Source organism: Actinokineospora auranticolor, assembly GCF_041897805.1.
GTDB lineage: Bacteria > Actinomycetota > Actinomycetes > Mycobacteriales > Pseudonocardiaceae > Actinokineospora > Actinokineospora auranticolor.
Genome location: NZ_CP154825.1, coordinates 2,859,992 through 2,871,949, shown reverse-complemented (window position 1 = coordinate 2,871,949; position 11,958 = coordinate 2,859,992). Strand labels below are relative to the sequence as shown.

Below are 11,958 nucleotides of genomic sequence, written 5' to 3'. Positions count from 1 at the left end.
GTCGGCCAGGTCGTCGTAGATCGCGGTCACGCACCGAGGCTGGCACAGCGCGGCGGGCTCCGCCGTAGGCTGGACCGGTGACGCCCCTGCTGCGCGCCTCGCATCCGGAGCCCGCCGTCGCGGTGACGGTCGCCGCCGTGGCCTTGGCTCTCGGGCTGGGGCAGACGGTGTGGGGCGGGGTCGCGGTCGGGACGGCGGTCCTCGCGGGGCAGTTGTCGGTGGGGTGGCTCAACGACCTGGTCGACGCGCCGCGCGACGCGCGTGTGGGGCGGGCGGACAAGCCTGTCGCGTCCGGGAAGGTCTCGGCGTCGACCGTGCGGCTCTTGGTGTTGGTATCCGGTGTACTCGCGGTGGGGCTGTCGTTGTTGTCCGGGATGGTGGCCGGACTTATGCACGTAGTGGCTCTTGTGTCGGCGTGGGCCTACGACGTGAAGGTGAAGGAGACCGCGTTCTCGATCGTTCCCTACGCGGTCTCGTTTGGACTCTTGACGGCATTCGTCACTCTTGGGCTTCCCGACCCGTATTGGCCACCGTGGTGGTTGGTGGCGACCGCGTCCCTCTTGGGCAGTGCGGCGCATTTCGCCAACACGCTCCCGGACTTCGCCGACGACCGCGCGACGGGTGTCGTGGGGCTGCCCCACCGCCTCGGGGAAGCCGCGTCACGGGCCGCCGCCGCGCTGTTGGTGCTGGCCGCGTCGGCGACCCTCGTCGCGGGGCTGCCGGGGCCGCTCGCCTACGCGGGGTTGGCGGTGGCACTCGCGGTGACCGTGGTGGGACTGGTGCTCGGCAGGCGCCCCGGCTCCCGCGCCGCGTTCCACGCCATGCTGGTCGTGGCGGTCATCGACGCCGGGGTACTCCTCGCCGCGACCCTCTGACGGGTGACACGGCCCGCTTTCACCCGATCGGCGGCGGCGTCACCGATAGCGGCGCACCGGCCACCCCGCTGCGTGTGCACCTGCCCGTGCTGTCCGGTGCCACACCACGCGAATGGGGCTGACCAGCGGTTATGCGGGAACGGATGCGCTGAACTGCTTGCGGAGTCACACAAGGTGCCGGGCTGGTCACGGGCCGTTGTCGCTGCTAGCTCTAGGGCAGCCCGAGTACCTCGTTGACCGACCAGAAAGGGCGCCCCTTGAAGAGGACCCCGCTGCCGCGCACCGCGACGGCCGTGCTCGCCGCCGCCGTCTCCGCGCTGCTGATCATCCCTACCGCGACTGCCGCCGAGGCGAACCCGATGGACCGGCTGACCGCCATCACCCACGAGCTGACCGACGCCGAGTCGCCGGGCGAGCTGCACCAGGCCCTCGCCGACCTGCCCCCGGTCCTCGAGGACCTGCGCGGCCTCACCGACAGCCAGGGCGTCCTGCACCTGCTGGTCGACGCCCAGGCGCTCGCGCACTCGGCCGCCTCCGCGCTGTCACCGCAGATCGCGGCCGCGGCCCTGCCCGGGCTGCTGAACCTCATCCGGCAGCTGATGACCCAGCAGTCCGCGCCCCAGCGCCCGCTGCTCCCCCAGCTCCCCCAGCTGCCCCTGGCGATCCCGTAGCCGACACCGGTCGTCGCCGGAGCCCTGACCCCGCCCCGACGACGACCACCCAGGGCCCCGCGACCCCGATGCTCCCGGTCGACTCGCGGGCCCACCGCCCCGCTTCCGGCCCCCGGCCCGGGAGCGGGGCACTTTTTCGCCCGGGAGTCCCAGCCCCGCCCGGGGTCGCGCCGCGGGCTCAGGAAGTCGACCTCCGCGTCGAGGCACGAGCACCTTCGCGATCGCCCCTCCGCCACCTCCCTACCCACCGGGCACCCGAACCGCTCCCGGCAAGCCACTTTCGAGTGATGCGCCCGGGTGGACTCCGGCGTTTTACTGGGGGGCCATCCGGTAGGCTGGCGTCCGATGCCGAGAGGCGCTGCGACGGGCCACGGCGGCCCGCCACGCTCGGCTCGCGACGACTTCCAAGGGCGCCTCCGGGACAACTGGAGGTGTGCGTGTCGGCTCGGACCGATGACCTGCGGCGGCTGCTGGACGAACGGATCGTCGTACTCGACGGCGCGTGGGGAACCATGCTGCAGAACGCCTCCCTGCGCCCCGAGGACTACTACGACGAGCGGTTGGCGAACCACCCCAAGGACGTCACCGGGGACCCCGACCTGCTCAACATCACCCGCCCCGACGTCATCCTCGACGCCCACCGGCAGTACCTGGCGGCGGGGGCGGACATCACGTCCACCAACACCTTCACCGCCACCGCCATCGCGCAGGCCGACTACGGGCTGGAGCACCTCGCGGCCGAGATGACCCTGCGCGGCGCGCAGATCGCGCGGCAGGCGGCGGACGAGGTGGGGGCGTTCGTGGCCGGGTCGGTCGGCCCGCTCAACGTGACCCTGTCGCTCTCCCCCAAGGTCGAGGACCCGTCGTACCGGACGGTCACCTTCGACCAGGTGAAGGCCTGCTACGCCGAGCACATCGGGGCGCTGGCCGAGGGCGGGGTGGACATCCTGCTCATCGAGACGATCTTCGACACGCTCAACGCCAAGGCCGCCATCGCCGCCGCCCGCGAGGTCGCCCCGCACCTGCCGCTGTGGATCTCGGTCACCATCGTCGACCTGAGCGGCCGCACGCTCTCCGGGCAGACCGTCGAGGCGTTCTGGCGCTCGATCGAGCACGCCGAGCCGCTCATCGTCGGCGTGAACTGCGCGCTCGGCGCCACCGAGATGCGCCCGCACGTCGCGGAGCTGAACAAGCTGGCGGGCGTCTACACCGCCAGCCACCCGAACGCGGGCCTGCCCAACGCCTTCGGCGGCTACGACCAGACCCCGACCGAGACCGGCGAGCTGCTGGCCGCGTTCGCCCGCGAGGGCATGGTCAACATCGTCGGCGGCTGCTGCGGCACCACGCCCCCGCACATCGCCCAGATCGCCGAGCGGGTGCGCGGCATGGCGCCGCGCGCGGTGCCGACGATCGAGCCGAAGACCCGGTTCAGCGGCCTGGAGCCGTTCGCCATCGGCGCCGACACCGGCTTCGTGATGATCGGCGAGCGCACCAACGTCACCGGCTCGGCCAAGTTCCGCAGGCTCATCGAGGGCGACAACCACCAGGCCGCCGTGGACGTGGCGCTGGACCAGGTGCGCGGCGGGGCGAACCTGCTCGACGTGAACATGGACGCCGACCTGCTCGACAGCGAGCAGGCCATGACGACCTTCCTCAACCTGATCGCCACCGAGCCCGAGGTGGCCCGGATCCCGATCATGGTCGACAGCTCGCGGTGGAGCGTGCTGGAGGCCGGGCTCAAGTGCGTGCAGGGCAAGGGCGTGGTCAACTCGATCAGCCTCAAGGAGGGCGAGGAGCAGTTCCTCGCCCAGGCCCGCCGGATCCGCGACTACGGCGCCGGTGTGGTCGTCATGGCCTTCGACGAGCAGGGCCAGGCGGACACCACCGAGCGCAAGGTCGACATCTGCGCCCGGGCGTACGACCTGCTGACCCAGGAGGTCGGCTTCCCGGCGGAGGACATCGTCTTCGACCCGAACGTGCTCGCGGTCGCGACCGGCATCAGCGAGCACAACGGGTACGCGAAGGCGTTCATCGACGCGCTGCCGCTGATCAAGCAGCGCTGCCCCGGCGCGCGGACCAGCGGCGGCATCTCGAACCTGTCGTTCTCCTTCCGCGGCAACGACACCGTGCGCGAGGCGATGCACTCCGCGTTCCTGCTGCACGCCGTGCGCGCGGGCCTGGACATGGGCATCGTCAACGCCGGTCAGCTCGCGGTGTACGAGGACATCCCGGCCGACCTGCTGGAACTGGTCGAGGACGTGCTCTTCGACCGCCGCGAGGACGCCACCGACCGGCTCGTCGAGTACGCCGAGACGGTGAAGGGGTCCAAGACCAAGCGCGTGGTCGACCTGGCGTGGCGGGACGCGCCGGTCGCCCAGCGGCTCTCGCACGCGCTGGTGCACGGCATCGTCGACTACATCGAGGCCGACACCGAGGAGGCCCGCGCGGTGGCCGCGCGGCCGCTCGACGTGATCGAGGGCCCGCTGATGGACGGCATGAAGGTCGTCGGCGACCTGTTCGGCTCCGGCAAGATGTTCCTGCCGCAGGTGGTCAAGAGCGCCCGCGTGATGAAGCGGTCGGTGGCCTACCTGGAGCCGTACATGGAGGCGGAGAAGGAGCGGCTGCGGCTGGAGGGCAAGGTCGAGACCACCCGCGGCCAGGGCAAGGTCGTGCTGGCCACGGTCAAGGGCGACGTGCACGACATCGGCAAGAACATCGTCGGCGTGGTGCTGGGCTGCAACAACTACGAGGTCATCGACCTGGGCGTGATGGTGCCCGCGTCGGTCATCCTGGACACCGCGGTCGCCGAGGGCGCGGACGTGATCGGCCTGTCCGGGCTGATCACGCCGTCGCTGGACGAGATGGTCACGGTGGCGACCGAGATGCAGCGGCGCGGGCTGAAGCTGCCGGTGCTGATCGGCGGCGCCACGACGTCGCGCCAGCACACGGCCGTGCGCATCGCGCCCGTCTACGACTCGACGACCGTGCACGTGCTCGACGCCTCCCGCGTCGTCGGGGTCGTCTCGGACCTGATGGACCCGAACCGCGCCGAGGAACTGGACGTGCGCAACCGCGCCGACCAGGAGGTCCTGCGCGAGCAGCACGAGAACCGGCACGCCAAGCCGCTGCTGTCGGTCGAGGCCGCCCGCGCCAACCGCGAGGTCGTCGACTTCGCCGACCTGCCGACGCCCGCGTTCACCGGTGTCCGGCAGGTGGCGCCGACGCTGGCCGAGCTGCGCGCGATGATCGACTGGCAGTTCCTGTTCCTGGCCTGGGAGGTGCGCGGCAAGTACCCCGCGATCCTCGACAACCCGGTGGCCCGCGAGCTGTTCGACGACGCCAACGCGATGCTCGACGAGATCGGCCACCGGCTGGAGTTCCGCGGCGCGTACGCGTTCTGGGCGGCGCACGCCGAGGGCGACGACATCGTGCTGCCCGGCGTCGACGCGCGGTTCCCGATGCTGCGCCAGCAGACCGAGAAGCCGGAGGGCAGGCCCAACCGCTGCCTGTCGGACTACATCGCCCCGGCGGGCGACCACCTCGGCGGCTTCGCGGTGTCGGTGCACGGCGCGGAGGAGCTGGCGGCGGAGTACGAGGCGGCGCACGACGACTACCGCGCGATCATGGTCAAGGCCGTCGCCGACCGCCTGGCCGAGGCGTTCGCCGAGTGGATCCACCTGCGCGCGCGCCGCGAGTGGTTCGAGCCGGACGCCGACCCGGCCATCGAGGAGCTGCACGCGGAGCGCTTCCGCGGCATCCGCCCGGCCCTGGGCTACCCGGCCAGCCCGGACCACAGCGAGAAGGACACCCTGTTCGACCTGCTGGGCGCCAAGGACCTGGGCATGAACCTGACCGAGTCCTTCGCGATGATCCCGGCGGCCAGCGTCAGCGGCCTGATCTTCGCCCACCCGGCGTCGCGGTACTTCACCGTCGGCAGGCTCGGCAAGGACCAGGTCACCGACTACGCGACCCGGCGCGGCATGACCGTCGAGGACGTCGAACGCTGGCTGCGCCCCACGTTGGCGTACGAGCCGGGCCAAGACTGAGCTGTGCTCCACCTCCTCAGGGTTTCCCGAGGAGGTGGAGCACCGACTCGGTGGAGCGGACGTCGCCGAACGAGCGGTAGACGGTGTGCAGGGTCGCGTTGTGGTCGGCGTCGCGGCGCGCGGCGTTGGCGTCGGCGACCATGACCACCCGGTAGCCGAGGGTGGCGGCGTCCCTGGCCGAGGACTCGCAACAGACGTTGGTGACCGTGCCGGTGATGAGCACCGTGTCGATTCCCTTGTCGCGCAACAGGTCCGGTAACGGGCAGTGGCCGGGGAAGAACGCGCTGTACGCCGTCTTGTCCGCCACCAGGTCGCCCTCTTCGTGCCGCAGGCCCGACCACAACCGGTCCGCGGGCGCGCCCGCTCCCCCGGACGCCGCCAGCACCCGCGCGACCCGTTCGCCGTAGAAGTCCGCGGGCATCGGCGACCGCGGTCCCGGCAGCACCCACGCCACCACACCGCCCGCCGCCCGGACGCCCACGGCCAGCGCGTCGATGTTGGGCACGATGCCCAGGCCGTAGCCGCTCTCCGCGACGAAGAACGGCACCATGTCGATCACCACCAGCGCGGTCTTCGCGCCGTTCAGGCTCGGGTAGGCGTAGCGCCTGCCACGCCGCTGCTCCTGTCGGGCGTACTCGCGATCCTCGATGTGCCACCGGTGCTTCCTCGGTTCCACCACCCACCGATCATCTCGGCGGGCGCAAGACCGTCAGTCCGGCAGCATCGGCATCTCGATGCCCGGGGACCGGCCGAGCAACGTCGCGCGGGTGACCGAGGTGGCGCCGAAGCGTTCGCGCAGGGAGTCCAGGGTCGCGTCGAGTGCGCGCGGATCCGTTCCCTCGAAAGGGAGTTCCAGCTGGAGCGGGCCGTCGTCATCCAAATTGGACAGTGAAAGGCCGATCAGCGTGACACCGCGGTCGGTGATCATCGGCCAGGCGTCGGCGAGCAGGGACCGCGCGGTCGCCAGCACGTCCTCGGTGGCGGTCGTCGCGCGGCGCATCGTCCGCGCGCGGCTGGCGCGGGTGTAGTCGGCGAAGCGCAGCCGCAGCGTCACCGTCCGGCACCGCCGATCGGCCGCGCGCAACCGGCGGGCCAGTCGGTCGACCAGCGCCGCGACCGTCGCGTCCAGTTCCGCCAGCGTCCGACGGCGCGACCCCAGGGCCCGTTGCGCGCCAAGGGATCCGCGCCGCCGTCCCACCCGGACTTTCCGGGGATCGCGGTTGTGCGCCAACGCGTGCAGGTGACGACCCGCGGCCACCCCCAGCATCGAGACCAGTTCGCGGACGTCGAACGCCGCGACCTGGCCGACGGTCGCGATCCCGTACGCGCGGAGCTTGGCCGAGGTCACCGCTCCGACGCCCCACAGGCGTTCCACCGGGAGCGGGTGCAGGAAGTCCAGTTCGCCGCCGTGCGGCACCACCAGGAGCCCGTCCGGCTTGGCCACACCGCTGGCCACCTTGGCCAGGAACTTGGTCCGCGCGACGCCCACGGTGATCGGCAGGCCGACCCGGTCGACCACCGCCGCGCGCAGCCGGGCCGCGATCTCCGACGGGCTGCCCGCGATCTTGCGCAGCCCACCCACGTCGAGGAACGCCTCGTCGATGGAGATGCCCTCGACCAGCGGGGTGGTGTCGCGGAAGACCTCGAAGACGGCCTTGGAGGCCGCCGAGTACGCCGCCATCCGAGGCCGTACGACGATCGCCTCCGGGCACAGCGCCCGGGCCTGGCGGCCACCCATGGCCGTGCGCACGCCCCGCGCCTTGGCCTCGTAACTGGCCGCCAGGACCACGCCCGTGCCCACCACCACCGGCCGCCCCCGGAGCGCGGGGTCGTCGCGCTGCTCGACCGACGCATAGAAGGCGTCCAGGTCGGCGTGCAGGATCGGACCCTCGTTCGACACGAACACATGTTCGCATCGATACCGGTCTCCGCAGGTCACGATGTCGCACGCGCGAAGGTCCGGCGGGTGGGACGCCCCGCCGGATCCTCAACACCCGATTACGGCGCGTAGACCTGCGTGCTCGCGACGGACTGCGCGATCCGGCCGCCCGCGAACAGCTGGTTCACCCGACTCGCCTCCTGCGAGTTCGGGTTGGGGTTGCGGCACGAGGTGCCCGCGCTGCCACCCGACATCAGGTAGGAGCAGACGCCGTTGTAGTTGTCGGGCAGGCCGAGGCCGTGGCCCATCTCGTGGGCGACGATGCGCAGCGCGTCGTTGCCCGCGGCGACGTCGCGGGTGTCGATGTAGATGGTGGCGCAGCCCAGGCCGCAGGGGTAGGCCCGGGAGCCGCCGCCGGTGGTGGCGGAGATGCGGATCGTGGCGCTGCCGCCGCGCACCAGGCGCAGGTTCGGCACCCGCGAGTTCCAGATCTGGGCGGCCTGGTCGGCCTGGGCCGAGTAGCTGGACGCGCTGTAGTAGACGGTGCGCGCCGCCGCGGCGGCCGGGGCCGCCTCGGGGGCCGCGTTGGCCGCGGTGGCCGTGCCCGCTAAGCCGAGGACGAGCGCCGCACCCATCACCAGGGCGCGTGTGTAACCGCGCAAAGACATAGAATCTCCTTGCTGTGCAGGGTTTCCGGTGGCTTCGCGTTCACCGGTAGGCCGAGTGTAGGCAGCGCTATCACACTCAGATATAAGACGGGCACATAAGGTGACCTTATTGCCGTGCGCAACACCGGTATCACCGCAGGTAAGGGTGTGAAGTCACCAGATGAATAACCCATTAAGTGGGGATTTCCCAGATTTTACCTTCGGTTGTCCGGTGCCGGACGGGCGCTAGCCGGTCTCCGACGAGCGGGACTGCGCCGCCAAGAGCTCGTCGCCGTGCTCGTCGATCCAGTCGGCGAACGCCAGCAGCGGCCCGTCCACCAGGCTCTGCCCCAACGCGCTCAACCGGTACTCCACCCGCGGTGGCGAGCCGTCGCGCTCGATCAACCCGTTGTGCGCCAACCGGCGCAGCGACTCGGCGAGGACCTTGTCGCTGAGGCCGCCGATGGCCGCCCGCAGCCTACCGCGGCGCAGCGGCCCGGCCATCAGCCCGGCCAGCACCACCGGGTCCCAGCGGTGGGTGAACAGGTCGGTCGCCGCGCGCACCCGGCAGTCGGCCAACCACTCCTCGCCACTCATGGACCCCATTGTGGCCCCCAATCGCCTACCGAGCGGTGCGTGTCCACTTCTCTACCGTTCCAGCGGGATCGGAACTCTCGAGTTGGAGGCAGGATGCGGATCGGGGTCATCGGCGCGGGCAACGTGGGCTCGGCGCTGGCGGCGGTGTGGGCGCGGGCCGGGCACGAGATCGTCGTCGGCAGCCGCACGCACGACCGGGCCAAGGAAGTGGCGGAGCGGGTCGGCGGCACGGCCGTACCGGTGCGGGAGGTGGGGGCGGCCGGTGACGCGGTGCTGCTGGCCGTGCCGTGGGCGAGCGTCGACGAGGCGCTGGCCGCCGCGGGCGCGGCCGAGGGGGTGTTCGCCGGGAAGCCGCTCATCGACCCGACGAACGCGGTGAACCACGGCAAGGGCGAGGTGCTCGTGGAGTCGGCCGCCGCGCACGTCGCCGGGATCGCCACCGGCGCGCACGTGGTGAAGGCGTTCAACCTGCTCCCGGCCGCCGCCTGGGGCACCACGGCGCCGGTGGTCCCCGTCTGCGGTGACGACCCGGCGGCGGTCTCGACCGTCCTGGGGCTCGTCGGCGACGTCGGTGCCACCGGCGTGCACCTCGGTGGTCTGGACCGGGCCCGGCAGGTCGAGCAGGTGGCGGGGTTCGTCATCGGCCTGATCTTCCAGGGCATCGACCCGACGCGCGCGCTACCCCGGGAATAGACCGTTCCCCCCAGGAGTGGAGCCCTTGGGGGGAACGGTGGTTGGACCGCGGTGCGGCCGCCGGGCCGGGTACACCGGCGACCGCTCCGCGTGGTCTATTCGGTTATCGGTTGTTCAGCCGACTCAGCACGGGCCGAGGTCGGTCCAGACGCCCCACTGACCGCTCAGGTCCGGCCGGTCGCCCTGGGTCCACCACTTGTTGCGGTACTGCCTGCCGTTGTAGGACACGGTCTGGCCACCGTTGTAGACCTTCGCGGCGTCCCACGGAGCGGCGGTGCAGTTGCTCGGCGGGGTGCTGCTGCTGGGCGGGGTCGACGAGCTCGGCGGGGTCGACGAGCTGGGCGGCGTACTGCTGCTCGGCGGCGTCGACGAACTCGGCGGGGTGCTGCTGCTCGGCGGGGTGGTGCTCGACGACGGCGGCGTGGTGCCGCCGGTGCCGCGCAGCCAGTCCTGCTTCGCGGTGTAGCTCTTGCCGCCGAAGGTGATGGTGATGTTCGACGGGGTCGCGATCGGGAGGTAGTAGGAGAACTGGACCTCCGCGCTGGCACCGGGGGCCAGGCTCTGCCACGAGGGCAGCTTCAGCGAGAACCGGTGCAGGTCGCCCTTCAGGCCACCGATGTTGTTGCCGCTGTGCTCGGTGGAGATGGTCGACAGGCTCCAGCCGGACTGCTGGCCGATGGTCGGCGGCGCCGAGGTCCCGTAGTCGAACTGGAGCTCGGTGCCACCCGGCAGGGTCTGGGTGGAGTTGTTGATGACCTTGGCCTTGGGGGTGATCGGGTAGTTCGAGTCACCCACCGGGAAGCCGCCGAACTCGAACTTCACGTCCAGCACGTCGGTCGGCATGGTGCGCTTGGCCTTGGTGTTGCCGTAGGGCGCGGCGGTCTTGAACTTGTTGTACAGCAGCGTGGTCAGGGTGTCGCCCATGAACCACTCGCCCTTGGTCTGGTCGTAGGCGTAGTCACCCGCCAGCTCCCAGATCATGATCCCGCCGAGGCCCTTGTCGGCGACGTACTGCGCCTTGGTGCCGAGCGACTGCTCGTCCTCAGTGGACAGGAAGACCTTCTTCTCGGCGTTCCACAGCCACGGCGCGACCAGCGTCGAGTCGTAGTTGCGGGTGTAGGTGCCGGTGACGCGGTCCGCCGGGTTCTTCACCGGGTCGAGGCCGTAGGAGGCGGCGTAGCTGCCGAGCTTGCCCTCCTGCAGGTTCTTGGTGTGCCACAGCGGGTTGGAGCCCGCGGGCACCTCGGAACCCTTGGTGTCCTGGTCGTGCCAGAGGTTGTCGGCGCCGATGGCGCCGTTGCCGCAGGAGACCTTGGAGCCGACGGTTCCGCCGGTTCCCGGTGGGCACTTGGTCTGGTCCGGCAGTGGCGCCGAACCCCAGAGGCCGTTGGTGCCGCCGGTGACGCCCTGCCAACCGCGGGTGTAGTACGGGACGCCGAGGTTGATCCGGCCCGCGCCCATCGCGCCGCGGAAGTAGTGGTACGCCCAGTCGCTGTTCAGGTAACCGAGCTGACCGTATTGCGCGGTGGTGTAGTACTGCCAGAAGTTCAGCTCCGCGTCCTTGCCGTCGTCGTAGAGGGCGGCGTTCGGACCGACGAAGTTGTTCCACGCACCGTGCAGGTCGTAGGTCATCATGTTCAGGTAGTCCAGGTACTGAGTGACCTGGTAGGTGTCCATGCCGCGCAGCATGTAGCCCGAGGACGGGGCGGCGACCGACAGCGAGTAGTACTTGTTGTCGGCGACGGCGGCCGCGTCCAGCTTCTCCCGCAGCGTCTTCATCAGCGTGACGTAGTTGGCCATCAGCTTGGCGCGGCGCGGGTTGGAGATGGAGAAGTCGTCCGGGTTGCCGGAGTTGTTCATCGACGTGGCGTACTCGTAGTCGATGTCCACGCCGTTGAACCCGTACTTGCGGATGAAGTCGACCGCCGAGTCCGCGAAGGTGTTGATCTTCGCCGGGCTGTCGGTCATGGTGTAGAAGCCGCCGTCGGCCACGCGCTTGCCGTCGTCACCGATGTAGCCACCGGTCTCGGCCCAGCCGCCGATGGAGATCAGCGTCTTCACGTTCGGGTGCTGCTTCTTGTACTTGTTCAGCAGGTTGAAGTGACCCTTGTACGGCAGCGTCGGGTCCATCTCGGCGCCGGGGATGCCGGGCCACTCCATGCCGGTCGCGGCGTTGTCGGGGCCGTCGCCACCCACCGAGACCTTGCCCTGCCCGTCGATGTGGGCGAAGGCGTAGTTGATGTGGGTGATCTTGTCCCACGGGATGTTGCTGGCCAGGTAGGCGGGCTGCCCGTTCTTGCCGGTGCGCCAGCTGGTGAAGTAGCCGATCACTCGGCGGGGGTGGTCGGCGCCCATCTTCTCGCGGCCGTCGGTGTCGTACGCGAGGCAGTAGGGGACGGCCAGGTTGCCGGTCTGCGCCAGGCCGTCGGGACGGCACTGGGAGTTGTCGGCGGCCTGGGCGGGGTTGCTTGGCGACGCGGCGATTGCCACGGTGATGCCGGAGAGCAGAGTCAGCAAGAGGAGCAGGGGAAGGCTCTTTCTGACCACGCT

Annotated in this window: 9 protein-coding genes and 1 riboswitch; of the genes, 4 read left to right on the top strand and 5 right to left on the bottom strand. The window is 70.7% G+C overall.

Annotated features, from left to right (window positions below; all coding sequences use genetic code 11):
• Positions 1 to 77: 77 nt before the first annotated feature.
• The 3 genes from V5P93_RS13155 (at position 78) to metH (ending at position 5,592) form a co-directional block, all read left to right on the top strand.
• Complete coding sequence (locus V5P93_RS13155; protein WP_104480342.1) at positions 78 to 875, top strand: UbiA family prenyltransferase; 798 nt, start codon at positions 78 to 80, stop codon at positions 873 to 875.
• A gap of 257 nt (positions 876 to 1,132) precedes the next feature.
• Positions 1,133 to 1,546 carry a hypothetical protein gene (locus V5P93_RS13150; RefSeq protein ID WP_146108106.1) on the top strand — a complete coding sequence of 138 codons (414 nt, stop codon included), beginning with the start codon at positions 1,133 to 1,135 and terminating at the stop codon, positions 1,544 to 1,546.
• Between the two features lie 344 nt (positions 1,547 to 1,890).
• Positions 1,891 to 1,969, top strand: a riboswitch (S-adenosyl-L-homocysteine riboswitch).
• Between the two features lie 14 nt (positions 1,970 to 1,983).
• Positions 1,984 to 5,592: a methionine synthase gene (metH, locus tag V5P93_RS13145; protein ID WP_104480344.1), complete on the top strand. Its 3,609-nt coding sequence runs from the start codon at positions 1,984 to 1,986 to the stop codon at positions 5,590 to 5,592.
• A 16-nt stretch (positions 5,593 to 5,608) separates the two neighbouring features.
• Here metH and V5P93_RS13140 read toward each other — a convergent pair whose 3' ends face one another.
• The 4 genes from V5P93_RS13140 to V5P93_RS13125 form a co-directional block, all read right to left on the bottom strand.
• Entirely contained in the window at positions 5,609 to 6,271 is a 663-nt protein-coding gene (locus V5P93_RS13140; RefSeq protein ID WP_104480345.1) for a cysteine hydrolase, read from the bottom strand.
• Positions 6,272 to 6,301: 30 nt separating this feature from the next.
• Positions 6,302 to 7,498 (bottom strand): DNA polymerase IV, encoded by a 1,197-nt coding sequence (gene dinB, locus V5P93_RS13135; protein ID WP_104480346.1) that lies wholly within the window; start codon positions 7,496 to 7,498, stop codon positions 6,302 to 6,304.
• Positions 7,499 to 7,590: 92 nt separating this feature from the next.
• Positions 7,591 to 8,139 (bottom strand): snapalysin family zinc-dependent metalloprotease, encoded by a 549-nt coding sequence (locus V5P93_RS13130; RefSeq protein ID WP_104480347.1) that lies wholly within the window; start codon positions 8,137 to 8,139, stop codon positions 7,591 to 7,593.
• A 225-nt stretch (positions 8,140 to 8,364) separates the two neighbouring features.
• Positions 8,365 to 8,715 carry a helix-turn-helix domain-containing protein gene (locus tag V5P93_RS13125; RefSeq protein ID WP_245931390.1) on the bottom strand — a complete coding sequence of 117 codons (351 nt, stop codon included), beginning with the start codon at positions 8,713 to 8,715 and terminating at the stop codon, positions 8,365 to 8,367.
• 93 nt (positions 8,716 to 8,808) lie between these two features.
• Between V5P93_RS13125 and V5P93_RS13120 the strand changes: the two genes are divergently transcribed.
• A complete protein-coding gene (locus V5P93_RS13120; protein WP_104480349.1) occupies positions 8,809 to 9,408 on the top strand; it encodes an NADPH-dependent F420 reductase in 600 nt (199 codons plus the stop codon).
• A 123-nt stretch (positions 9,409 to 9,531) separates the two neighbouring features.
• Here V5P93_RS13120 and V5P93_RS13115 read toward each other — a convergent pair whose 3' ends face one another.
• Positions 9,532 to 11,955: a chitinase C-terminal domain-containing protein gene (locus V5P93_RS13115; RefSeq protein WP_104480350.1), complete on the bottom strand. Its 2,424-nt coding sequence runs from the start codon at positions 11,953 to 11,955 to the stop codon at positions 9,532 to 9,534.
• Positions 11,956 to 11,958 lie beyond the last annotated feature (3 nt).

What these genes read in the sequence shown, in the direction of transcription:
- V5P93_RS13130 (WP_104480347.1), bottom strand. Translation starts at nt 8,139, where the DNA reads ATGTCTTTGCGCGGTTACACACGCGCCCTGGTGATGGGTGCGGCGCTC.
- V5P93_RS13125 (WP_245931390.1), bottom strand. Translation starts at nt 8,715, where the DNA reads ATGAGTGGCGAGGAGTGGTTGGCCGACTGCCGGGTGCGCGCGGCGACC.
- V5P93_RS13120 (WP_104480349.1), top strand. Translation starts at nt 8,809, where the DNA reads ATGCGGATCGGGGTCATCGGCGCGGGCAACGTGGGCTCGGCGCTGGCG.